Raw genomic sequence first — 25,281 nt, 5'->3', positions numbered from 1 at the left:
CAATTGCTTTGTCAACATTCTCGGCGGCTTGATTGCCTACTGCCATCAACCGAAGAAACCGTCCATTGCGCTCGACCACAATCTGCTGCTCCCGGCTTAACCCGAACTCAGGTCAGGTTAAGTACCAAGATTAGACGGAGAAAAATACTTCCCCGATGATTTAAGCTTCATCTATTTGGAAGGTTTCAAGTCGCCAAGTTTTGGACTCCACCATCCCTTCTCAGTTTGAAAATACACTACATTCTTATGCTTAGAATCGTTGCGGGATTTAGGATTCGAGCAGCGCAATAACACTTTGGACTGTTCATCTTTTTGGTAGGAATATTGCTCTAGCGGTTGTTGGCAGGCGGGACACGGGAAATTGGTTAACGCTGGCTTAATTGGCTCGGCTTGAGGTGATTTTGCTTGCGGTGCTTCCCACCGTTTTGTGTAGTCTGACCAAAACAGCACAGCATTCTCGCATCCTTCAAGGCACTTCAAGAAATATTTCTTTTTAACTTTTGCACTTGGAACTTTTGCAAGCGGCTTTTGACACTGGGGACAGCCTGTTCTTGATCGCTGGAGTTGTTTTTCGGGACGAGGGGCGGGTGTGGTGCTGAGATGTTGAGGAATGGCTCGTTGCGCTTTGAGTAATGCAGGCTCAAAGTAGGTTTCATTCCAGTGGGTGAGGTAATATTGCCAGTTTTGTTTACCTTCTGCGATCTCATCGAGCGATCGTTCCATCTGCGCGGTGAATTGGGCTTGTAGCAGATCGGGCAGGGCATCGGCTAGAAAGAGATCGACTTCTAACCCTAATGCTGTCGGTTGCAATACCCCTTTGAGAACTTCCACGTACTGCCGATCCTTCAGCGTATGAATCGTCGGAGCATAGGTGCTAGGTCGTCCAATGCCTTGCCGCTCCATCACTTGAACCAGTTTCGGTTCGCTGTAGCGGGGCGGCGGCTGGGTCTGTTTCTGCTCGTGTGCCGCCTGCTTTAGCATCAAAGACTGATTGACTTGAACGATCGGTAACTCTACATCTGCACTCAAGTTATTCCAATATTTGCTATAGCCTGCAAATTCGATGACTTGTCCTTTCGCTTGCCAAAAAATCGTGCCGGATTGGGTAAGGATGCGGGTTTGACGCACTCGCGCTGGTTGGCATTGGGATCCAAGCGATCGCTTCCAAATTAAGACATATAGCGCAAATTCGTCACTCGACAATTCCACTTTCAATTGAGCCGAAGCCCGATTGATGTCAGTTGGACGGATCGCCTCGTGTGCTTCTTGAGCGCCTTTCGGTTGGCGATGGCTAGTCTGCTTCTTGGGCAGGTTGTCCGGATCATGATCGGTTAACCATTGTCGCGCTGCCGATCGATACTCTGGACTGAGTTCGATGCTATCGGTTCGCATATAGGTAATGTGCCCCGCTTCATACAGCGATTGTGCCACCTGCATTGTTTTTTCAGGGCTAAATTTGAGCCGTGATCCGGCTGCCTGTTGCAGCGTCGAGGTGACAAACGGCGGTGGCGGAGTGCGATTGACTACTTTGCCCTCGATCGATACCACTCGATGCGGAAATGCTTGGGCTTGTTGAACGAGGCGATCGGCTTCAGCTTGGGACAACACTCGCTCGGATTCTGGAGCCGGACGATCTTGTGCCGTTGTCGTGTCATCCGGTTGTGGCGTTTCCGCTTCTCCGGTTCCCTCTGTGCCCCGATAAAAGGCACGAAATCCCTCCGCGTAATCCACAAACACATTCCAGTAATCTTGCGGTACAAAGGCTTGAATTTGACGTTCCCGTTCACAAATGATGTGAAGGGTGGCACTTTGTACTCGTCCCATCGACTTTGCCCCGTTCTGCAACTTCCACAGCAACGGTGAGCCTTTATACCCCACCAGCTTATCGAGGACGCTGCGGCAAAGTCCGGCATCGACGAGATCTTGATTAATCGTTCTCGGATTAGAGATTGCTCGTTTGACAGCAGCCGGAGTAATTTCACTGTACGCCACGCGCTGTGGTTGCTTCAGGTTCAAAGCTTGTTGGAGATGCCATGCGATCGTTTCCCCTTCGCGATCGTCGTCAGTTGCCAACACTACGGTTTTAACTTGTCGAGCGGTGGCTTTAAGTTGATCGATCGTTTCTTTGCCCCGGCTTCCTCGTGGAATAAAGCGACAGCGAACGGTGCGATCTCCAAAGTCAAAACCGAGTGAATCGATTCCATCGTTTGCTAATTCCCGCACATGACCCATACTCGCTCTGATGATCCAGTCTGAGCCTAAAATCTGGCTCAACTTTTTGACCTTGCCAGGACTTTCGACAATAAGGAGTTTTGTGGGCATGACTTAAGAGAAATGGAATCACTGCGATTGTATCAGGACAAATGCACTACTATACTGTATCGCACTTCCACTCCCTCAGTGAATGAATTGTGATTCAAGCTGTACAGTGCCAAATTAGATGACATCAAGACAAATTCATGTCGCTGAGCAAATCCTCTCTATTAAAGGATTTCAGAACATGTTCGTTCAACAACCTAGCCTTAGATCACCAGGATTGCCAAGTTGGCATTAGGCAGAAAAGTAAGCCAGGTCTAGCTCTGTTTCTTGAACGACGCTAATGTGTCTCCACGACAAATAAAAAGTCACTGTGCATTAATTCCTACTATCAGACTTCGTGATTTGCCAACCGTTTCTGGTTCACATCGCTTTAAAGGGTAACCGCCTTCTGTGATTTCGCGTGAGTTATGCTTACCGCTGTATCTGCCCTGAGGGGGATAGGCAGTGTTAGGGTTAATCAGATTTAATAAAGCATCCATATGGGCATACGGTAGCATCCCAATGAAGCGTGATAAGACAGGCAAATTTATTCAGGCTTGGGACGGAGAACAAAAACACGCAGTCAAGCTATCTCTAACGAGAACTGCTTGGCAACTATTGCAGCAGCAGGCAGGAGAATTAGGCATTTCTCGTTCTGAATTGGTAGAACATTGTGCGCGCTACTCGTATTATCCTTGCGCTGAGAGCAATTCAGTAAGTCATCGTAACAGCAAAGCAAGTTGCCTACCCATACTGGCAACGCGAGACGTTGAGCCAGATTCTGACAAGTTACTTGCAGAGCACATATTTGCACTACAGGAAAGAAATACACAGCTACAAAAACAGATTGTTGAACTTCAGCAAACTGTTGAGAAACTTCGATCGCAACAGCAACAGTCAGATGCTCAAATCAATGAACGGAAGTGGCTAGAAGCAGTGCTCAATTTGCTGCCGACTCCGCTGATAATGGTTGATCCACAACACATGCGAGTCACTTCCTCGAATCAGGCAGCAAATGCAATCGCAGGCGTGAATATTGCCGAGGAGGTCGGAGCAGTCTATCATTGCACTGATGAATTAGGGGATTTTCTCCCACCTGAGCAGATGCCAGCTATTCGAGCTGCACAGGGTGAGAAAATCGCTGGAACTGAAATCAACTGGCACACTCCCGTTGGCGTTTTTCCGCTCCTAGTCTACGCAGATACATTGCCTGCGATGTACGATCGACCCCCAACAAGTGTGGTTGTCTTTCAGGATATTCGCGAACGGAAGCAGATTGAGGAACAACTCAAAGAAAGCCAGCGTTTTATTCAGCAAGTTGCCGACGCGATACCCGGAGTTCTCTATATCTACGACCTGATTGAGCAGCGCAATGTCTATGCCAATCGCCAAGTCGGTGAAATTTTGGGATACACGATCGAGCAGGTTCAGGCAATGGACAATCAATTGTTTCCATTGCTGATGCACCCCGATGATCTTGCAACGTTGCCTGCTCATCTGGAACGCTTCAATCAGGCACAAGATGAAGATGTGATTGAACGGGAATACCGAATGCGTCATGCAAATGGAGAATGGCGCTGGTTGTGGAGCCGTGATCAGGTCTTTTCTCGCACTCAAGCTGGCGCACCGCATCAAGTTCTAGGAATCTCGCACGATATTACGGATAGCAAACAAGCTGAATTGAAGCTGAAACAAGCCGAGGAAAGCCTTCAGCTTGCTCTGACTTCTGCAGGGATGGTTGCTTGGGATATGGATTTGCAAACCCATCAGGTGGTTTGCTCTCCAAACGCCCTTGAAGTTTGGGGAGTGCAAGCAGGGACGGCAGAAGACTTTTTCCGCAATGTTCACCCAGACGATCAAGACAGCTTAATTCAAGCATTAGCGCAAGCGATCGCTGGAAAAGAAGATTACTTTCATGAATACCGAGTGCTGAGTCCTGATCAAACCGTTCGCTGGTTGAGCAGCCAGGGGCGAGTTTATTTCAACCACGCGGGTCAAGCAATCCGAATGGTCGGGGTCACAACGGATATTAGCGATGCGAAGCACCGCGAAGCGGAACGCATTTGCGGTGAGAATGAACGCAAGCAAGCTGAAATCGCAGCAGCTCGATCGGCAGAGCGCACAGTTCGTCTGCAAAGTGTTACCGCCGCTCTTTCTGAAGCATTGACTCCCTGTGATGTGGCAACTGTGATTGTTAAACAAGCATTAGCTGCGCTGGGAGCTTGTCGCGGCTTGGTCATGCTGCTCAGCACCGATCAAAAAGAACTGGAACTAATTCGATCAATTGGATATTCTCCTGATGCTTTGTCAGAATGGCGACGATTCCCTGTCACGGCAGCTGTACCGCTTGCTCATGTGATTCACACTCGAACTCCTGTTTTCCTGCAATCTATCGCTGAAGCAACTACCACGTATCCTCAAGTTGCGGCTTTGCAGAACAAGATTTCATCAGGCGCGATCGCGGCAATTCCACTCATCGCTGAGGATCAGGTGCTCGGTGTGCTGGGAATTGGATTTACGGAGGCACATCCCATTTGCGAAGAGGATCGGGCATTTATGCTCGCATTAGCTCGCCAATGTGCTCAAGCGATTCGGCGATCGCAGCTTTATCAAGCAGAACAAGAAGCGCGAGCCAGCGCAGAAGCCAGCGAGAGCCGTCTCCGGTTTATGGCAGAAGCGATTCCACAGATGGTCTGGGTTGCTCAAGCGAATGGTTTTACCGAATACTACAATCAGCGGTGGTTTGAGTACACAGGCTTGACCTTAGAAGAAAGCCAAAATGCGAATGGCAGCTTTCGTCATCCGGATGATCACGATCGCTTTATCCAAGCCTGGATCAAAGCCGTGACCAACAAGGAGGTTTTTCAAGCCGAGCAGCGAATCAAACGAGCGGATGGCATCTATCGCTGGCATCTATCACGGGCATATCCGATGTTGGATGAAACCGGTGAAATTGTGAAATGGTTTGGCTCCTGCACCGATATTGATAATTGGAAGCGAATAGAGCAAACCCAACGGTTTCTTGCTCAAGCTTCCCAAACCTTTGCAGAAGCAAATTTGGACTTGCAAGCTGTTTTGGACACGGTGACTCGGCTGGTCAGTGAATTCACTCAGGATGTCTGCGTTCTAAATCTGCTTGCCGATGATGGGCAATTCCTTGAACACGCCTCGTTTTATCATCCTGATTTGGAGGTTCGATCGTTTGTTGGAGAATTACTAGAGCAATATCCGCGCCGCATCACCGAAGGAATTGGAGGACGAGTGGCGCGAACAGGAGAACCTTTGTTAATGGCTGTGACTTCGCAGGAAGAATTGAGTGCTGCGATTCAACCAGAGTATCGCCTTTACCTAGAGCGCTTTCAGGTTTGCAGTGTTTTGCTGGTACCTTTAAAGGTACAAGGAGGAACTATCGGGGTGTTGAGCCTCACCCGTCATTCTCCTGCTGCTCCTCACACCCAAGATGATTTAAATCTGTTTCAGGATTTGGCAGATCGAGCAGCGCTGGGAATCGCCAATGCAAGGCTGTATCAACAGGCAGAACAAGCCCGTCAGCGAGCGGAACGAAATGCCGATCGCACCGCTCGGCTTCAATCCGTGACGGCTGCTCTCTCAGAATCACTAACTCCAGTTCAAGTGGCAGAAGTCATTGCTCAACAAACCGTTGGAGTGGTCAATGCCGCCTCAGTTTTAGTCGCGCTGATTACGCCGCAGGGTAATGAGTTGGAGATTATTCACTCATTGGGCGAGAAAGCAGAGATTCCTTCCGAATGGAGACGCTTTTCACTGGCACTAAGGACACCTTTAACCGATGCTGTCCGCACCGGGCAACCCATGTGGGAAGAACCACTGGAAGAACGCATCGCTCGCTATCCGCATTTAGCAGAACAATATGCTCAAGCAAGTTATCCGGTCTGGATTTCTCTGCCGCTCATCGTTGAAGGGCGATCTATCGGAGGCATTGCTATCACTTTTACGCACCAACCTCAGCTTCGACTAGAGGATCGAGCGTTCATGCTTTCGCTCGTGCAACAGTGTGCTCAAGCGATCGCTCGTGCCCAGCTTTATGAAGCAGAACAACGAGCGAGATCCCAAGCAGAAGCCGCAAACCGAACCAAAGACGAATTTCTGGCGGTGCTGTCTCATGAATTGCGAACTCCCATGAATCCGATTTTGGGTTGGGCGAGAATTCTCCGACAAGGCAAGCTAGACCCCCAGCGAGCCGCAACTGCCTTAGCCACGATCGAGCGCAATGCGAAGCTTCAGGTTCAACTGATTGAAGATCTGCTCGATATTTCCCGCATTCTGCAAGGCAAGCTCAGTGTTAACCCCTGTCCAGTGAACCTTGCTGCAACGATCGATGCTGCGCTTCAAACCGTTCGTTTAGCTGCTGAAGCAAAAGATATTCAAATTCAAACGGATATCGGTACAGAAGTTGCTAACGTTCTAGGCGATGCAGGTCGTTTACAGCAAGTCCTGTGGAATTTACTTTCCAATGCGGTGAAATTTACGCCAGAGCAAGGTCAAATCGAAGTTCGATTAACCATTGTCCATGCCCAAGCTCAGATCCAAGTGAAAGATACAGGTAAAGGCATTCAGCCTGACTTCCTCCCTTACGTGTTTGACTATTTTCGTCAAGCTGATAGCAGTAGTACTAGAACGTTTGGGGGATTGGGATTGGGATTGGCGATCGCACGTCAAATTGTTGAATTACACGGCGGGACAATTCAGGCAGAAAGTTCTGGAGAGGGACAAGGCGCAACCTTCACGGTCAGACTACCGCTTCTATCTATACCAGCGCTTCCTGAACAGGAGAAGACTTTAGCAAACAATGAACTAGCTTTACAGGAAATTCAGGTTCTTGTCGTGGATGATGAGATTGATAACTTGGAGCTAGCAACCTTCATTCTAGAGGAGGCAGGGGCTTCTGTTGTTGCTGTATCTTCCGCTCAAGCAGCGCTTGAGTGTTTCCGTCAAACAAAACCGGATGTTCTCCTTGCTGATATTGGAATGCCCGAAATGGATGGGTATCTGTTGTTGCGGTATATCCGAGCCTTAGAGGCAGAACAGGGCGATCGTCCAACTTCAGCCATTGCTTTAACTGCCTATGCGAGTGAAGCCGATCAGCAGCAAGCACGAGCAGCAGGATTTCAATGTCATTTGCCTAAACCTGTTGAGCCAGAAGCATTATTACAGGCAATTTTAGAATTAGTTCGCACCTAAACTCCGTCGTTCCTATCCAGTTCCTATTTTTCAGGCTCATTCACATGGTAGATCGGGAAACAACAAAAGAAGAATTGCTTGATGAGTTGGCCCAGTTACGCCAACGGGTTCAAGAATTGGAACAACGCGAGAAACAGTACAGGCAGCAAGAACAAGCGTTGCGAGAAAGGGAAGAGTGGGCACGGCTTGCGATTCAGGTTGGTCGGCTTGGCGGCTGGCGACTCTGTCTGGATACCAATTGTGTCGAGATAGATCAGCGAATGCGGGAAATCTGGGGTGAGCCAGAGGATACCGTCTTGATCCCATTACCAAAAGTATTAGAGCGCATACACCCCGACGATCGAGAACGAGTCGCGGCTGCGGTGAATGCTGCGATTGATCCTCAATCGTCAGGAACCTACGAGATTGAGTATCGGCTTGTTTGGAAGGACGGCACCGAACGGTGGGTGTTAGCAAACGGACAAGCCCAGTTTGAGGGAGAAGGTGGGTCTCGACGCACGGTTAATTTCTTCGGCACTGCGCTTGACATCACGGATCGTAAACAGATGGAAACGGCACTGATTGCTCAAGAACAGCGTTATCGCTATATTTTTGAAGCAGTGGGCGTTTCAATTTGGGAAGAAGATTTCTCGGAGGTAAAAGCAGCGATCGACCAACTCAAAACATCAGGAGTTCAAGATTTTCGACAGTACTTCACTGAACATCCTGAATTTGTGCAACGAGCAGTTGAGATGGTGCGCCTGCGCGATGTCAATCAAGCATCTCTACTTCTATTTGGTGCTCAAACAAAAGCAGAGTTATTGCACTCATTGCCCCAAATCTTCACCCCCGAAACCCGTGAAGCGTTTATTGAGGAACTATTGGCGATTGCTACAGGGAGAACCCAATTTGCTACAGAAACCGTATTGCAAACCTTACAGGGTCAACAGTTGCAGGTCTGGTTTAGTATCACCTTTCCGCCTCCTTCAGAATCCTATGAACGAGTGATTGTTTCGCTTTTGGATATTACTGAGCGCAAACAGACAGAGAAAGCATTAAAACGGTATCAGTTACTCTCTGAACATAGCCGTGACATTGTGCTATATATCCGGAGAGATGGGCAAATTCTAGAAGCCAACCAAGCCGCAGTCAATGCCTACGGCTATAGCCGTGCAGAACTATTATCCCGAACTATCTCTGATCTACGATCGCCCGAAACTTACTCGTCGCTCAACGCCCAGTTTAGCCAAGCATACCAACGTGGGATTTTGTTTGAAACAGTCCACCGTCGTCAGGATGGTAGCTCCTTTCCGGTTGAGGTCAGTGCTCAAAGTACAGTCACTGAAACTGAAGCTGTGATTTTGAGTATCATTCGAGATATTTCTGAGCGCAAACAAGTTGAAGCTGAACGCGAATACTTATTGCGCTGTGAGCAGTCTGCTCGTTTAGCGGCTGAGAGTGCCGAACGCCGTGCACAGTTTATAGCAGAAGCAGGGACAGTGCTGAACTCTTCGTTAGAGTATCAGTCTACGCTAAGCAGCGTCGCTCAGTTAGTTGTTCCAACACTGGCAGATTGGTGTGCCGTTGATATTCTCAATGCCGGAGGTTCCCTAGAGCGGCTTGCAACTGCTCACATTGATTCAGCTAAGGTAGAGTGGGGCATAGAGCTTCATCGTCGCTATCCACCCGATCTAAATGCTCCTCATGGGATAGCACAGGTGCTTCGTACTGGACAACCGGAGTACTATCCAGAGATTTCCGAGGAGCAGCTTATTGCTGGGGCACGTGATGCTGAACATTTACAGATTCTACGGGCACTAGGGTTAAAATCCGTCATGATAGTGCCGTTGATTGTTCGTGGAAGAACTTTAGGAGTAATTTCGTTTATCTCGGCAGAATCTGGTCATTCTTACAGTCTGGCTGACTTGTCGCTTGCTGAGGAATTGGCTCGACGCGCAGCGCTTGCTCTAGACAATGCCTACTTATATCTAGAAGCTCAGCAGGCGCAACTCCAAGCTGAAGCAGCGAACCGAATGAAAGATGAATTCCTAGCCGTTCTCTCACACGAACTTCGCACTCCAATGAACCCAATCCTAGGTTGGGCAAGATTGTTGCAGAAAGGAACACTCGATGCAGAAAGAACTGCAACTGCGCTTGCCACGATCGAACGAAATGCCCAGCTACAAGTCCAACTGATTGAAGATTTACTAGATATCGCTCGCATTTTGCAGGGTAAGTTTAGCTTGAACCCCTACCCTGTGAACTTGGCATCAACTATTGAGGCTGCGATCGAAACTGTTCGTCTAGCTGCTGAATCAAAGAACATTCAGATCCAAGCCGAATTTGAAGCGAATATGGGTTCCGTGTTAGGAGATGCAGGTCGCTTACAGCAAGTGGTCTGGAACTTACTATCGAATGCACTCAAGTTTACGCCAACAGGAGGGCAAGTCGAAATCCAATTAACCAAGATTGGTTCACAGGCTCAAATTCAAGTCAGGGATACAGGTAAAGGCATCAAACCTGAGTTCTTACCCTATGTTTTTGACACATTTCGCCAAGCAGATAGCAGTACTACGAGAACCTTCGGGGGGTTGGGGTTAGGGCTTGCGATCGTCCGACATATTGTTGAACTGCATGGAGGAAGTGTCAAAGCAGAAAGCCTGGGAGAAGATCAAGGCGCAACCTTTACTGTTCAGCTTCCTCTGCTGCCTGAAGCGTCTCCCCTAACTGAGACAAAGACAGCCCCGCAAGCTGCTCCGGCTTTAGCAGGACTTCGGGTGTTGGTTGTCGATGATGAGGCTGATACTCTAGAACTTAGTCAATTCATACTGGAGACAGCAGGCGCGATCGTCATTCCTGCGGTCTCTGCCGCTAATGCGCTTCAACAGTTTGAGCAAGCGCAGCCGGATGTCTTGGTTTCAGATATCGGTATGCCGCAAATGGATGGCTATACCTTGATTAGCCAGATCCGATCACAGCTCCCCGAAGGTAAACAAATTCCAGCAATTGCATTAACTGCTTACGCGGGTGAGATCAATCAGCAACAAGTGTTAGCTGCCGGATTTCAGCTCCATCTAGTCAAGCCGGTTGAGCCAGAGCAATTAGTAGAGGCAATTGCACAAGTACTGCCAGATGATGCTTGATGCCGTTGGTTGATTTGAATTGATTTTATATGGGCGATGAGGGGCTCGAACCCCCGACATCCTCCTTGTAAGGGAGGCGCTCTACCAACTGAGCTAATCGCCCGATGACCGTTTAATTAATATACCAGATAATTCAGAATTGATTACGATTTGATCTAGATTTCTTTTTTAACTCTACCTAATGCCCTCTGGTCGTACCCATGACAGCATCACCCTCTGGACTTTACCGATCGTCGCCGCGACAACGTTCGGACTGACTCAGAGTGGCAATCTCACCCTGCTCGTTTCAGGTGGTTTTTTATTTGCTGGATTAATGTTTGGACCCGATTTAGATATCTACTCGCAGCAGTACAAGCGCTGGGGCGTTTTGCGGTGGATTTGGCTTCCTTATCGTCGGAATTTAAAGCACCGATCGATTTTCTCCCACGGCGCAATCATCGGCACGATCGGACGAATTTTTTACCTCGGCATTTGGATTGCTTTATTTGCGATCGTAGCAATCGTCAGCGGCGCGATCGCTCAACAGCTTCTCGGCAACACCGTTGATTGGCAAACAACTGCACAATCGTCAGTGATAGCCACTTTCGGACAAGCGATTCAGTTCATCCAGCGGGCATCGATCGAGTGTCTAGCCTTGACGATCGGCTTAGAACTCGGTGCCATGAGTCACAGTTTGAGCGATTGGATTGGGTCTACGATCAAACGATGGAACAAGCGACGAAAGCGCTAAAGTATTGAGTGAAAATCCGGGATGTCTTATGAATTCTTCAATGTCTGAAACGCTAGAAGCGCTGCAACAGTTAATCGAAGTCGTTGCCCAACTGCGAGATCCAGTAAAAGGCTGTCCTTGGGATTTGGCGCAAACTCCACAGAGCTTAATTCCCTACGTGATTGAAGAAGCTTATGAAGTAGTGGATGCGCTCCGGAGCGCGGACGAAGCTGCGATCGCAGACGAACTTGGTGATCTGTTGCTGCAAGTGGTTCTTCAAGCGCAGGTGGCAAAAGATCAGCAGCAATTTGATCTCACAACCGTCACCAAAAACATCACCGCAAAACTGATTCGTCGTCATCCCCACGTCTTTGATAACCTCGAAGTTCAAAGCATCGACGAAGTGCATCAGAATTGGGAAAAGATCAAAGCCACAGAAAGCCACGAAGAGCCAACATTAAGCGACAAGCTGAGAAAATACGCCCGATCGCTGCCTCCTTTGATGGCAGGAATGAAAATTTCCCAAAAAGCTGCGAAAGCTGGATTTGAATGGGACTCGATCGACGGCGTTTGGGACAAGTTTCACGAAGAATTAGCCGAATTCCAGCACGCGCTTCAGCACGAAAGTAAAGCGAACCAGCAAGCAGAACTTGGGGATTTACTATTTACGATCATCAATCTGGCAAGATGGGCAGACCTTGATCCGGATGAAGCGCTTCAGGGCACAAACGATCGCTTCATCCAGCGCTTAGTTCAGATGGAAAACGTGGTCGATCGACCCCTTTCCGAGTATTCGCTTGAAGAGCTAGAGCGGTTTTGGCAACAGGCGAAAGCAAAACTTGCTCAGGAGCGATCGTAAAACAAATGTAAAATCTACTTCTTTCTCAGGTACAATCATTGAAGTTTGAAGGGGAGTAGCTGCTGATTTATTCAGCCCGCTTGAATCAACATACTGGCGACGAGCCTGGTTCAAGCGACAAAGCGACACTGAATCCTCAGTACCTTTGTAAGCGAGACTTTCACGAAGTTCACAGACTGCTGTGAGCTTGGTGGAGTCGTTTTTTCCTCGCATCAAGCTCACTCAGTTCATCACTACGCACGATCTGAGAGGAGCTTATGTTAACGGCATTTACAGCAGGTTTGTTGCTCATTACCGTTTCGGAACTGGGTGATAAGACGTTTTTCATCGCGATGTGTTTAGCGATGCGTCATTCCCGCCGATATGTGTTTGCCGGAGCAGTTCTAGCGTTGGCGGCAATGACGCTGCTCTCGGTGCTCTTGGGTAATTTCGCCGCACTTCTACCCAAGCAATTCATTTATTGGGGCACGATCGTTCTGTTTGTCGGGTTCGGCTTTAAGATGCTCTACGATGCCAGCAAAATGCGTGTTGAGTGCCGTGAGAAGTCGTTAGTTGCCAGCGTAGACTGTGCTTCTGAGGCTGAGCGAGAAGCCCTAGAAGCGGTTTCGCAAGCTGAAGCCAATCTTCGCAAAAAAACGCCGTTTGCTATCACGCTAGAGGCGTTTACCTTGACATTTATTGCAGAATGGGGTGATCGGACTCAGATCAACACAATGGTGCTTGCCGCGTCGAATAATGCGATCGGCGTTACGATTGGATCAATTTTGGGTCACGCAATTTGCTGTGCGATCGCGGTTTTTGGAGGTCGTTTGATCGCTTCGCACATTTCAGAGCGCACCGTAACGCTCGTCGGTGGAATTCTGTTCTTCGTGTTCGCACTCGTGACTTGGCTCGAGGGCCTGTAAAACGCAAAATGGGCGATACAAGATTCGAACTTGTGGCTTCATCCCTGTCAAGGATGCACTCTACCACTGAGTTAATCGCCCGTGATTAAATACAATATCAAACTGCTGAGAAATTGTCTAGTCTTTAAATCTGAGAACTCCAATCGATTTGAAGTTCTCAGCGAAAATTAGACCGAATCGGGCTTCCGAACTCGTTCTTCGATATCTTCCAGCGTCTTTAGAACAAGGCGTTTTGCTTGCAGTCTCCAGCCGATTTTCTGAACTTGAAACGCGATCGCACCTCCCGCGATCGTGGCAATAAAATCGAGCGGTTGTGACATCGAAATTCCGAGCAGCAAGCCCAATCCCGCAATTCCCCAGAACGGAAGGGCAACGGTCTGACGCTGCTCCTCAATCAGTTTGTTGATTGGATCGGTTGGTATGTCCGCTAGAAGTTGCTCTTTAACCTGTTTTTGCTCTGCTGCCGACACGGATAAACCAATTTTTTGGCGTAGCTTTTCGATTTTGCGGGCATCGGTGCTGTATTGCGTCAGTTCATCTTCTGCCATCAGGATCAAGCGATCGTACTGTCCCATTCTTTTTACCTAACTTGCCTCTTTTATTCTTCATCAAAATCTTGCTTTCAACGCTGCCGATCGCACTCCAATCGCGATCGCACCCAATGCCAAAATTCCCATGATTCCGGCTAACGGATTGCGATCGATCCCCGTTACCCAGGCTGGAACCCGATGCGAGACGGTAATCAACTGTCCCACGTTCACCAGGTAATAGCCCCAAACTAAACCTGCATGAAACCCGATCGACCATCCTAACCGTCCCTGTGTGGCTCGCTTCCCCCACACCAAAATCAGTCCCAGAATCAGCAGCGCCGGAAATTGAGGGCGAATTCCATGTACCAGCGCAAAGAGGATGCTGCTCGTGCAAAGCGAGACGCTAGCAGAATATCCTCGATCGAGTTCACTCAACAACCAACCCCGAAATAGTAATTCTTCGGCAAACCCGATCGCGATCGCCATCACGCCACCTTCCAGAGCGATTCGCAGGAAGGTACTCGAAGGAGTTTGCCACTGCACCCAACCCAAGATTCCTGCAAGCACAAACAGGAGAAACAGGCTGCCAAAGCCGATCGCTAATCCCTGCAAAAGATTTCTGAAATTCTGGCGCGGCTGTCTCAATCCGTAAGTTCTGAACAAAGGCTCACGATAGACAAACCGCCCCCAAAATTTGACTAAAACAATAAATTCTAGATACAGAACAACAAGCGTCAAAATTGAAGCGAGATTTCGAGCCGCGTCGGTTGTGCCATAAAACACGCTGATCGCCCATTCGATCGGAAGTTTCAGCGGTAGCCACAGCACCAACAGCATCAACAAAAATAGCCCAATCCGAATCGGAGTTGGGCGGTGAGAAATAACAGCAAAATTAATTTTCAAGCATCGTTGGGGTTATTCGTCAGGCTCGATCGTACTATCCAACCCTTTCATTTTCAGCGTCTCGCTGTAAAACTCTGCGTGTTCCTGAGCGCAAGTAATCACCAAGCCCACACCACTGTTATGAGTTTCCATCATGATATTGACGGCTTGCGGCTGAGTCAGGCTTGGAACCGTTTCCATCAACGCCTGTACTACATATTCCATCGTGTTGTAATCGTCGTTATGTAATAAAACACGGTAGCGCGGCGCAAGTTTTCGAGTTGTTGAACGCTTTTCAATGGTCTCAACAGACACAGTTCTATCCTCTCCGTTAGCGATTAGGGGTCAAGTTAATGGACAGAAGATTCCCACCCAGCTGAGCGTCATGATTTCAAGGGCGAACTGAGACAACAGTTCAACACGCCATTCGGGTAGAAAAGTAATGTGCACGATCGTCTCTAGCTTAGCGATTCTTCACGATGTGCATCGCTTTTATTCTAGCCATATCACCCCGAATCGATCGATCAGAACTGGAGTAGCGGATTATTGAATCAAAATTTTAGAATTGAAGCTAGCTCGATCAGATCTTCTCTTATGGTTGATGGTTTGCAGCAATTCAATTTTCAACCTTACCAAATCGTTTTTCTCGAACATGCCCACTCGCGCCTGTATGCTGAGGTGGTGCAGTATGTAAAGACGAGACATTTGTGCTGGGTACGACCGATCGCGCTAGTCACGGCTCCGGAGTTCGTTAGTTGGACAGAGTACGATCACTTAACCGTGCAAAACCTTCAGGATGGCTCTGATTTAATGTGTCCTGCCACTTTATTTCAAGAAGCATTAGATGTCGAAGTATTGCCCTTACTGGCTCGGCTTGGCGCAGAGGTTAAAGGTAAAAATCCGCTCTCTCATCGTTATCTGCATCAATTTATTCACGACATCTGGCAGGCGCGCCCAGAGCTATTTGGGAAAGAATCCTAATTTTTTAGCTTCTACAAATTGCTATTCTCTAGAGTAGTGAAAGGATCAATCTAACTTAGAAAAGGTATAAATTTGTATAAATTTCTACACTTTACTAACATAACCCTTTACCGGGAAACTTAAACAATCATTGCGATCGAATAAAGTTTCTGCAAATTTCCAAAGCTTTTCTGGCGGTTGTAAAGAGAGTCCAGTTATCGTCAGAGCGTTCACAGGAAAATCGTGTTTGAGATCGAAGGGTAATTAGAGTTATGCAGAGTTTGCTCGTCCATTCCCAAGCTGCCATCATTCGTCCCTGCGGCTCCCTTAACGCTGCAAATGCCGCAGAATTGCGACAGCAACTCCAGACAGCCGTGTTGTCTGAGAAAAATAATGCTCTGTTGATCGATATGAGTCAGGTAGAGTCGCTCGACAGTGCCGGATTGATGGCATTGGTTTCGGCGCTAAATCTGGCGCAAGAGAATCGGAAGCGGTTCAGCCTCTGTGCTGTCAGCGTGCCAGTCCGAATTGTGTTTGAACTCACCCAGCTCGATCGCGTCTTCGAGATCTTTGAGAACGTTGCTGCATTTGAACAGACAACCGCCTAGATAGGCTTGATTGCCTTGCTTTTGGACAGGCATCGAACGATCGTCGATATACTAAGGAATCGACCCGACGTTCAACAAAGGCAAGGTGAATTGTGGCAGTTGCAGTAGAAGCTCTTTTGACAACAGATATTCTGCGTCCGGCTCGATATCTTGGCAATGAGCTAGGAGCCGTTCACAAACCCTGGGATGAGGCGACGGTGCGATGGGTGCTGACTTACCCAGAGATTTATGAAGTTGGGGCATCGAATCTCGGTCATATTATTCTTTACAGCATTCTAAACACTCAGCCGCGTCAGTTGTGCGATCGAGCCTATCTTCCTGCTCCCGACCTCGCCGCTAAACTACGCGAAACGGAAACGCCTTTGTTTGCGGTGGAATCGCGCCGTCCATTAACAAATTTCGACATTCTTGGATTTAGCCTCAGTTACGAACTCGGCGCGACAAACATTCTTGAAATGCTCGACCTTGCAGGAATTCCCCTGACTTGGAAGGCACGATCGGAGACTGATCCCCTAATTTTTGCAGGCGGACAAACGGCGACTTCAAACCCTGAACCTTACGCTGATTTCTTCGATTTTGTGGCGTTGGGCGATGGGGAAGAACTTTTACCGGAAATCGGGTTAGTGGTCGAAGAAGGCAAAGACGCAGGATTAAGCCGCGAGGCACTGCTGCTGGATTTGGCTCAAATTCCTGGGGTTTACGTGCCGCGATTTTACGAAATGGCTCCAGATGGTTCCGTGCATCCGAATCGTCCAGGTGTCCCGAAACGAATTCTGCGACGGGTCGCCACACCGATTCCAGCCTATTCGATCGGGCTGGTTCCCTATGTGCAAACCGTCCACGATCGTTTAACGATCGAAATTCGGCGCGGTTGTACCAGAGGTTGCCGATTCTGCCAGCCGGGAATGCTGACTCGTCCAGCGCGGGATGTCGCACCTGAGCAGGTGGTAGATGCGATCGAGACAGGGATGAGAGCAACCGGATATAACGAATTCTCGCTGCTGTCTCTCAGTTGCTCCGATTATTTAGCGCTGCCCGCGGTCGGAGTCGAAATCAAGAATCGATTAAAAGGAGAAAACATCTCGCTGTCGTTGCCGAGCCAACGGGTCGATCGCTTCGATGAAAATATTGCAAACATCATCGGCGGCACTCGTCAAATGGGAATTACCTTCGCGCCAGAAGCCGGAACTCAACGAATGCGCGACATTATCAACAAAGGGCTGACCAATGAAGAGCTACTGCGCGGCGTGAAAACGGCTTTTGAGCAAGGCTGGGACAAAATCAAGCTGTACTTTATGATTGGGCTTCCCGGCGAAACGGATGCAGACGTTTTAGGCATTGCGGACACGATTCGGTGGCTGCGGCGAGAATGCATCAAGCAAGGGCGCAGACGGTTAGATTTCAACGTCACCATTTCTAACTTCACGCCAAAGCCGCATACTCCATTTCAATGGCATTCGGTTTCAACGGCTGAATTTAAGCGCAAACAAGCCTTATTAAAAGATGCCTTTCGATCGATCAAAGGCGTAAAAATCAATTTCACCGACACCCGGATTTCGGCAATGGAAGATTTTGTCGGTAGAGGCGATCGCCGACTCGCGCCAGTGGTACAACGCGCTTGGGAACTGGGTGCAGGCATGGACTCTTGGTGGGAGAGCCTGGAAAAAGCGTTTGGCGCGTGGACACAAGCGATCGACGAAGCAGGCGTAAGCTGGAAATATCGCCAAGTCGAAAGTGGTGAATGGAATATTTTTGAAGCGAATGAGGCGATTTCGCTCGATGCCCCTCTGCCCTGGGATCACCTAGATACGGGAATTGATAAGAAGTGGCTGAAAGAGGATCTACAAAGAGCGCTGGAAGCTGCGATCGTTCCCGATTGCTCGTTTGAGGGCTGTTCTCATTGCGGCGTTTGTGGAGTCGATTTTGGACACAATATTGTGATTCCGCCCCTTGAGATTCCTGAATTTTCGGGACACTTCCAGCCCAATCAAACACGAGCGCAACGATTACGGGTTCGGATGGGCAAACAAGGCGAAATGGCGTTACTGAGCCATCTGGACATGATGCGATTGTTCGATCGTGTAGTCCGTCGCGCTTCGATCCCGGTTACATTTACAGGCGGATTTCACCCCTCGCCCCGAATTGTCCCCGCCAGTGCCCTACCGCTCGGAGTGAGTAGCTCTGGTGAAATCGTCGATTTTGAATTAACGCGATCAATGGACGTAGAAGAGTTCCGCAAGTTGATTGCGGAACAACTTCCAGCAGACCTTCCGATTTATGAGATTGAAGAAGTCGATCCCCAGCAACCCGCAGCAGCCGTATTACTGCAAAAAGCCGAATATCGGCTCGAAGTGGCAGCCGAAACGGAAGCAGACTGGCAAGCCTGGGTCGATCAGGTCTTAGCAAAGTCTGAGATTTGGCTAGAGCAAACGACAAAATCGGGAAAAACCTACCCGCTAGACGTGCGCGATCGCTTATTTAACCTGCAATTGCTTGAATCGACTGCGGAAAAAGCCACGTTGCAATACATCGGCAGTTGCCAGAATGATGGAACGCTATTGAAGCCGGAGCAGATGATTAAGATTCTTGAACAAGTAGCTGGACAAGAATTATCTCTTTTAACCATCCACCGCTCCCAGCTCTTTTTGGCGTAATCAAACTTTCTTTTACTTCACTCCTCAAATTCAAATCGTCAAAATTGGTACAGATGCAGATCCGCACGTTATAATGCTTTGCATCACAGGCTGTAGTGAGCTAAGAATCCCCGTAGATGCTGTCGGGTGTTGGTCTTAGAGTCTTACTCAGCCTGTTTGCCAGATTTTCGCTATTCTTCATCCAGATGCGGCGGACAATTACGGTCGCTGCCTGTTTGATCGAAGTTCACTCGTTGACTGTCTATCGTCAGAGTGAGGATCGGTTTGAGGTCGTCGGTTTTTCAGAACCACTCACGCTGAACACTGCTCGGACTGATCGTGTTTTAGATACGCGATTTGAGAGGTCACACTCCTGTTTTTTCGTTGCGAGAGAAGCGAAACTTCAAAGCTTCGATCGCCCCCCAGATTTGAGGAAATTGAATGCCAAAGCAAATTGTAATTGCTGAGCAGCATCGAATCGCTGCTGTATTTTCAGAAGATCAAATTCAAGAATTAATCGTTGCCACCGGAAGCCATCAGGTGAGCGACATTTACCTAGGAATTGTCGAGAACGTTTTACCTGGAATTGATGCTGCATTTGTAAATATCGGTGACTCTGAACGAAACGGATTTATTCACGTTTCGGATCTAGGGCCGTTGCGACTTAAGCGATCGGCTGGATCAATCACCGAACTGCTTGCTCCGCAGCAAAAGGTTCTCGTCCAGGTAATGAAAGAGCCGACCGGAAATAAAGGCCCACGCCTGACCGGAAACATCTCGATGCCGGGGCGCTATCTGGTTCTGATGCCTTATGGTCGTGGCGTGAATTTATCCCGCCGGATTCGCAATGAGAACGAACGTAACCGTCTCAGAGCCTTGGCGATTCTGATTAAGCCCGCCGGAATGGGAATCGTTATTCGCACCGAAGCCGAAGGAATGCCCGAAGAAGCCATTATGGAGGATTTGGAAACGCTCCAGCGGCAGTGGGAAGCCATTTTGCAAGAAGCAGGCTCCACTCGTGCGCCTGCCCTATTGAACCGAGATGATGATTTTATTCAAAAAGTTCTGCGGGATGTCTATAGTTCTGATGTCAACCGGATCGTTGTCGATTCTCACACTGGATTAAAGCGCGTTAAACAGCAGTTATTAAACTGGGGGGGCGGGAAAGCGCCTCAAGGCATTCTGATCGACCATCATCGCGATCGCATTTCCATCCTCGACTATTTCCGCGTCAATGCCGCAATTCGAGAAGCGCTGAAGCCGAGAGTGGATCTGCCCTCTGGCGGATATATCATCATTGAGCGGACTGAAGCCCTAACCGTAATTGATGTCAACTCTGGTTCGTTTACACGATCGGCAACCGCCAGAGAAACCGTACTCTGGACAAACTGCGAAGCGGCAACCGAAATTGCCCGGCAGTTACGCTTAAGAAATATCGCAGGCGTGATCATCGTAGACTTCATCGATATGGAGTCGCGACGTGACCAATTGCAGGTTTTAGAACACTTCAATAAAGCGCTACGATCGGACAAAGCGAAACCGCAGATTTCTCAGCTCTCAGAACTCGGTCTCGTCGAACTGACACGGAAACGGCAAGGAAAGAACATTTATGAATTGTTTGGTCGTCCTTGTCCCACTTGTGGCGGTTTAGGGCACGTCGTTCACCTTCCTGGAGAAGTCGATGCGGTTGAAGAAGGTGAAAGCCTAGAACAGCGCCCTGCTGCTCGATACGCTCCTGCAGGACGGACTGAACCCCGACGAGAACTTGCACCGCCTGCAACTGAGGCTTTTTGGGAAGGCGACGATCTCGATAATGATGGGGGTGAGTCGGATCTAGAGCTTCTACATCATCCGAGCTATCAAGAACGGGGTCGATCGGCAAGAAGTCGTCGCCGTCGTCCTCGAATTGGTGAAGACTCTCCGCGTGAGTTTACACGCAATGAGGCTCCAGTGCGCGAAGCCCCACCCAAGCCGAGCCGTTGGGAAGAATCTGGCACGCGCCCGAATGGGTTTTCGCCACCTGCTCCGACGCTAGTTCCACGGTCGACCGAATACACGCCGGAACCTGTGGCTGATGCGCCTGCTGAAGAAGCGCCGCGTGAAAATCGCTACGAAGATCGGCGAAACAATCGTTCTTCGAGACGCGATCGATTTAACAAAACCCCGGCTGAACCGCCCGAAGTTGTCTATGTCGAAATGACTCCCGACGAGCAGGAAGTCTATGCCTGGATGGGAATTTCACCCCTGATTCTGTCAAGTCGAGAGGTCAAAAATCCGAAATCTGCGATCGTTTCGGTTCTACTTCCCGGAGAAGCGCCTCCTCCTGAAGCGGTTCAAGCCCCAGTTCAAACCGAGGAAGCCGTTACAACGGAAATTCTAGAGGATAAGGAATCTGCGGATCAGCTTGTAGAAGCACCGATTCAAGAAGACGCATCTGAGATTGCAGTAGAGGCAGTAGGGATTGAAGCGGCAGAAGTTGAAGCGCCCGAACCGGAAGCAGCACCCGAACCCGAAGAGGATGCCCCCATCAGACGCAGACGGCGGCGATCGTCGGCAACAGTGACAGAATAACGTGCCGCAGAATCCGACCTTAGAAACGGAGCAGTCTTTGTGGAAGCAAGGACTGCTCCGTGTTGCAGGTGTAGACGAAGCGGGGTTAGGCTGTCTTGCAGGGCCGATCGTTGCGGCTGCCGTTCTCATTCCACCTCAGTGCAAAATGCTGGAGGGAGTTCGAGATTCTAAACTGCTCTCTGCATCAGCCCGATCGCGCTTATTTGATCAGATTAAAGCAAGCGCAGTCGGTGTTGGAGTGGGAATCGCAACGGTTCACGAAATTGAGCAAATCAATGTTTTACGGGCATCTTATCTTGCAATGCAACGGGCGCTCTCTCGGATTGCACCTTACGACCATGCGTTAATTGATGGTCGTCCGATTAAGCAAGCTGACCTTGGTTCACACACTGCGATCGTCGATGGCGATGCTATCTGTTACGCGATTGCTTGCGCCTCGATCATTGCAAAAGTGCGGCGCGATCGATTCATGCAGCAATTGGCAAAACGGTTTCCTCAATACGGCTGGGAACGCAACGCAGGCTATGGAACAAAGCAGCATTTAGAAGCACTCGACCAGTTTGGAGTCACACCGCATCATCGTCGAACTTATGCCCCAGTTCAGCGAACTATTCAGCAGTTAGCGCTTAATTTAGAGGATTAGCTGAGATCGGATGAGTTGGAGTGTTCGTCTCCATTTGCAGCGCCACCCAATTTCGGTAGTCTTCCAGCAACTGGTAGAGCAAGCGCTGCTTAATGGTGGACAAAACGCTTAGCAGCAAACTATTTCCAGCCGTTTCCAGCAGGGGGCGAGGCATAAAGGTAAACGGCGGTGGAAGTTCAACCTCAACGGCTAAGTCTGCTTGTCCCTTTAAATAGGTCAAGCCATGCTGTTGATAAGGAGAAAGCTGCCCGTGCAAGCTGAGTAAAAACTGGTCGTACTCAATTCCGCGCAGTTCGCAGGCAATTGATCGTAAATTAATCGCCGCAGTTTCAGTTGCCCAAATTTGCAGATCAACAACAGGTTGAATCGATAGCGTCATAAAATTTAATGAACGCATTTTCAGCCGATAGATTTCTTCATCCAGTGGCTCAATCTGACTCGATGCCGCTAAGGCATTCACCACTCGCTGGGGCCGCCGGAGATAATTTGTAATATGAATAGGCTGGTCTGGAACAACAATTTCGACACCGAGCGAAGCAGAGAACCGAGTATCCATCAGGGAATGGTTATCCAAAGGAGTTTTCTAATTATGAACTAATTTTAAGAGCCTTTTCAGAAATCCATGTTCATCTTTTGAAATATAAACCTATTTAGTTAGCCGAAAGATTACGGTTTTACAAAACTCAGCAGAATATAGAAATGAATTTGAATTTGGGAAACAGGCGATGACACAGACGATCGCGCATCTAGGGCCGCACGGAACCTATACGGAAGCCGCTGCACTGAAATATTTAACCTGGTTAACTCAAACAAGCAATGAAACTGCGTTTCTTTGTCCCTATCCCAGCATTACACAGGCGTTAGAAGCGGTGGCAAAAGAGCAAGCGCATTTCGCAGTCGTTCCAGTTGAAAATTCGATCGAAGGAAGCGTGACAATGACGCTCGATGCCCTTTGGCGACTCGATACGCTCAAGATTCAACACGCGATCGTGCTGCCCATCAATCATGCTCTCCTCTCGATCGCAGAGCGCCTAGATGAGATTCAAACTGTCTACTCTCATCCCCAAGCTCTAGCCCAATGTCAGAATTGGCTCGATCGCAATCTTCCCAATGTTCAACTCATTGCCGCGAACTCAACCACCGAAGCATTACAGCATTTAGGCGAAGACCAGACGATCGCCGCAATTTCCTCGCAAAGAGCTGCTCAGCTTTATAGCCTGCCGATTCTTGCCTCTCCAATTAATGATCATCCAGAAAATTGCACCCGATTTTTGGTTCTAAGTCTTGATCAATCTCCCGGTGGAAGCTGGACTTCTCTCGCCTTTAGTGTAAGTGCAAACAAACCTGGCGTATTAATGAAACCGCTCCAGATTTTTGCAGAGCGAGGAATTAATTTGAGCCGAATTGAATCGCGTCCGACGAAGCGATCGCTAGGAGATTATGTATTCTTCGTTGATTTAGAAGCTGATACTCGCCAAGATGCCATTCAAGCTGCACTCGATGAATTGACAACTTGCACAGAAACGCTGAAAGTTTTTGGCAGCTATAGCGTTTTGCCCTCAAGCTAAGCTTCCTGATTCAGAACCGCTACGGGTTCAGGAATGGATAAAGGCTGAAGCGGTTTAAGCTTTGTCTCCTCTTCTAGCTTTGCCCCAATTTCTAATGGTGCTTCTTGAGGAGCCGGTAATCCATCAAGGGGTTTCAGCATTTGGGGAGAAGATGCAATAGTCGGTTTCACTAGCTGATCGACTGCCTGCTTCACAAACATTTGTAGAAACGGTAGGCGGCGATTTTGCTCAAACACCTTTTGCATGATTCGTTGCAGCACATCCTGCTTAATTTCTCCAGTCGGCTCGTCCTCAAAATACTCAATTAGGGTTAATCCAGCCATTCGAGTTAAGTAAGCCGCACTTACTCCTTGAATGAGTCCACCCGCAACAAAAGTAATGGCGTTTGTTTTAAGAATGCTGGCGATCGCTTGCGTGGAAACTTCAACCAATCCTAATTTCACCATCACGCTCGCCATCGTGGTCGCAACCGTTCTTGCCTGCTCTAGCGTAAATTTACGCTGATACAAATTGCTCAAATCCATCACCATCTGCCCATTAATTGCCGCAGTTGCAAGTAGATCTAATGCTGGAAAAGGATTTGCAAACGTTGTTCCTGCCACAACCCACTGAGCTTGAGCAATCCGGGGCATGGCTTGATCGCGTCGCACCCGATTTAGTGCCGATTTCGCCTCAGCCTGAACTGCAGTAACGTTGCTGAGTGAGCTTGTTAGAACAAGCTGCTGCCCTTCCTGCGAGAGAATCTGATTCAAGCGATCGAGCAGTGGCAAAATTTGTGGCTCTGGCTTTTCTAGCCATTCTTTGAAGGTGCCATCTGATTGATGCTGCCGAATTTTTAGAGATTTTGGATTCGTCGCGATCGCAATCACATCCTGAGGTGCAAGCATCCCAGACACGCGATCGCGCAGATGATTCAGAATCACTTGCTGCGTTTCGGGCAGATACTGATCTTGTTTATTAAATAAAAGAATTAATCGTTTGCCAACGGTAGTAATTTGTTGAATGGCTTGAAATTCAGTTGAGGTTAAATCGCCGTTAGTCACGAATAAGACGACATCCGCCGATCGTGCAAGCTTCCAAGCATCTCTTTCCGCAATAATCCCACTATCGGTAGCCGCAAATAATTCTGGCGTGTCTTGAATTACAAGCTTTTGTGAAACTTCACTCGTCCAACGATGCTCTAGCAGATTAACAAGCATCGTTTTACCGACGAATTTTCCGCCCATAACCGCAAAGCGAATTTCTTCACGATTTAAATCTGAAGTGATCTGATGGATCTGCGATCGCAGATCTGAGAGTTGCTGAGCGCTGCCATCGATCGTTAAATCCTGAGTCTCGATCGCCAGCAAGTCCAATAAGCCCTTTGCCTGAGCTAATTCATTCTGCACTCGATTCAGAGAGACTGGCTCAACTCGAATTTTTGGAGTATCGTCTTTTTGAAATTTCAGCGCTGCCCAAGCCACTCCGCTTCCAATCACGATCGCAGGAAGCCAGTCTCCCAGAGTATGCGTCAAATTTTCTAGAATCCAGAGCGAGAGGGTCGCGCCAATTCCGCCGAAAATTAACGATCGCTGCCACGAAATAGACATTCTTAATACATTTTGCAGATCACTGATTTCCAGGATAAGCCAAAGTTCCTCGATTGACCTGCCCCAATAGAAATCCATTTAAGCGTGAAAAAGCCCTCCGAATCTCGGAGGGCTTTTTCACGCTTAAACAGCTAGAGACTAACCGTTGATTGCAGGAGCAGAGAGTGCAACCGGAGCCGCTTCA

17 protein-coding genes and 2 tRNA genes are annotated in these 25,281 nt (G+C 48.7%); 11 read left to right on the top strand and 8 right to left on the bottom strand.

Going from position 1 to position 25,281, the window contains the following annotated elements; genetic code table 11:
• Positions 1-171: 171 nt before the first annotated feature.
• Positions 172-2,322, bottom strand: a complete 2,151-nt coding sequence (gene topA / locus NC980_RS24175) for a type I DNA topoisomerase (protein WP_190375701.1) — start codon at positions 2,320-2,322, stop codon at positions 172-174.
• Between the two features lie 498 nt (positions 2,323-2,820).
• Here topA and NC980_RS24170 point away from each other — a divergent pair, with 498 nt between their 5' ends.
• Together NC980_RS24170 and NC980_RS24165 are read left to right on the top strand one after the other, a co-directional pair.
• Entirely contained in the window at positions 2,821-7,518 is a 4,698-nt protein-coding gene (locus NC980_RS24170) for a PAS domain-containing protein (RefSeq protein ID WP_190375700.1), read from the top strand.
• A gap of 44 nt (positions 7,519-7,562) precedes the next feature.
• The gene (locus NC980_RS24165) at positions 7,563-10,640 is read left to right on the top strand and encodes a PAS domain S-box protein (protein WP_190375699.1); all 3,078 of its coding nucleotides are present in this window, start codon (positions 7,563-7,565) and stop codon (positions 10,638-10,640) included.
• A 30-nt stretch (positions 10,641-10,670) separates the two neighbouring features.
• Here the strand turns inward: NC980_RS24165 and NC980_RS24160 are convergent.
• Positions 10,671-10,743: transfer RNA gene (locus NC980_RS24160), tRNA-Val, on the bottom strand.
• Between the two features lie 78 nt (positions 10,744-10,821).
• Between NC980_RS24160 and NC980_RS24155 the strand changes: the two genes are divergently transcribed.
• From NC980_RS24155 to NC980_RS24145, 3 genes are all read left to right on the top strand, one after another.
• Positions 10,822-11,370, top strand: coding sequence for a metal-binding protein (locus NC980_RS24155; RefSeq protein ID WP_190375698.1), 549 nt, complete (start codon positions 10,822-10,824; stop codon positions 11,368-11,370).
• A gap of 28 nt (positions 11,371-11,398) precedes the next feature.
• Positions 11,399-12,208, top strand: a complete 810-nt coding sequence (gene mazG, locus NC980_RS24150; RefSeq protein ID WP_242026572.1) for a nucleoside triphosphate pyrophosphohydrolase — start codon at positions 11,399-11,401, stop codon at positions 12,206-12,208.
• 257 nt (positions 12,209-12,465) lie between these two features.
• Positions 12,466-13,113 carry a TMEM165/GDT1 family protein gene (locus NC980_RS24145; protein ID WP_190375697.1) on the top strand — a complete coding sequence of 216 codons (648 nt, stop codon included), beginning with the start codon at positions 12,466-12,468 and terminating at the stop codon, positions 13,111-13,113.
• A gap of 9 nt (positions 13,114-13,122) precedes the next feature.
• On the opposite strand, the gene NC980_RS24140 is transcribed toward NC980_RS24145, so the two are convergent.
• From NC980_RS24140 to clpS, 4 genes are all read right to left on the bottom strand, one after another.
• Positions 13,123-13,194, bottom strand: a tRNA-Val gene (locus NC980_RS24140).
• A gap of 86 nt (positions 13,195-13,280) precedes the next feature.
• The gene (locus NC980_RS24135; protein ID WP_190375696.1) at positions 13,281-13,688 is read right to left on the bottom strand and encodes a hypothetical protein; all 408 of its coding nucleotides are present in this window, start codon (positions 13,686-13,688) and stop codon (positions 13,281-13,283) included.
• Between the two features lie 33 nt (positions 13,689-13,721).
• Entirely contained in the window at positions 13,722-14,546 is an 825-nt protein-coding gene (locus NC980_RS24130) for a CPBP family intramembrane glutamic endopeptidase (RefSeq protein WP_242026570.1), read from the bottom strand.
• A gap of 12 nt (positions 14,547-14,558) precedes the next feature.
• On the bottom strand, positions 14,559-14,840 hold the full coding sequence (gene clpS / locus NC980_RS24125; protein WP_190375695.1) for an ATP-dependent Clp protease adapter ClpS: 282 nt from the start codon (positions 14,838-14,840) through the stop codon (positions 14,559-14,561).
• Positions 14,841-15,119: 279 nt separating this feature from the next.
• Here clpS and NC980_RS24120 point away from each other — a divergent pair, with 279 nt between their 5' ends.
• The 5 genes from NC980_RS24120 to NC980_RS24100 all read left to right on the top strand — a co-directional run bounded on the left by NC980_RS24120 (position 15,120) and on the right by NC980_RS24100 (position 21,940).
• Complete coding sequence (locus tag NC980_RS24120; RefSeq protein ID WP_190375694.1) at positions 15,120-15,506, top strand: hypothetical protein; 387 nt, start codon at positions 15,120-15,122, stop codon at positions 15,504-15,506.
• Between the two features lie 251 nt (positions 15,507-15,757).
• On the top strand, positions 15,758-16,093 hold the full coding sequence (locus NC980_RS24115) for an STAS domain-containing protein (RefSeq protein ID WP_190375693.1): 336 nt from the start codon (positions 15,758-15,760) through the stop codon (positions 16,091-16,093).
• Positions 16,094-16,185: 92 nt separating this feature from the next.
• On the top strand, positions 16,186-18,747 hold the full coding sequence (locus NC980_RS24110) for a TIGR03960 family B12-binding radical SAM protein (protein ID WP_190375692.1): 2,562 nt from the start codon (positions 16,186-16,188) through the stop codon (positions 18,745-18,747).
• Between the two features lie 420 nt (positions 18,748-19,167).
• On the top strand, positions 19,168-21,297 hold the full coding sequence (locus tag NC980_RS24105; RefSeq protein WP_190375691.1) for an Rne/Rng family ribonuclease: 2,130 nt from the start codon (positions 19,168-19,170) through the stop codon (positions 21,295-21,297).
• 1 nt (position 21,298) lies between these two features.
• Positions 21,299-21,940 (top strand): ribonuclease HII, encoded by a 642-nt coding sequence (locus tag NC980_RS24100; RefSeq protein WP_190375690.1) that lies wholly within the window; start codon positions 21,299-21,301, stop codon positions 21,938-21,940.
• Here NC980_RS24100 and NC980_RS24095 read toward each other — a convergent pair.
• Complete coding sequence (locus tag NC980_RS24095) at positions 21,924-22,496, bottom strand: DUF1997 domain-containing protein (protein WP_190375689.1); 573 nt, start codon at positions 22,494-22,496, stop codon at positions 21,924-21,926. The genes NC980_RS24100 and NC980_RS24095 overlap by 17 nt on opposite strands.
• Before the next feature lie 169 nt (positions 22,497-22,665).
• Between NC980_RS24095 and pheA the strand changes: the two genes are divergently transcribed.
• Positions 22,666-23,508: a prephenate dehydratase gene (pheA, locus tag NC980_RS24090; RefSeq protein WP_190375688.1), complete on the top strand. Its 843-nt coding sequence runs from the start codon at positions 22,666-22,668 to the stop codon at positions 23,506-23,508.
• Here pheA and NC980_RS24085 read toward each other — a convergent pair.
• A complete protein-coding gene (locus tag NC980_RS24085) occupies positions 23,505-25,097 on the bottom strand; it encodes a DUF697 domain-containing protein (protein WP_190375687.1) in 1,593 nt (530 codons plus the stop codon). The two genes, pheA and NC980_RS24085, sit on opposite strands and share 4 nt — an antisense overlap.
• Between the last annotated feature and the right edge of the window lie 184 nt (positions 25,098-25,281).

The organism is Leptolyngbya sp. AS-A5, from assembly GCF_039962495.1.
Classification (GTDB): Bacteria; Cyanobacteriota; Cyanobacteriia; order Leptolyngbyales; family Leptolyngbyaceae; genus Leptolyngbya.
This window is presented reverse-complemented; position numbering and strand designations above follow the sequence as displayed.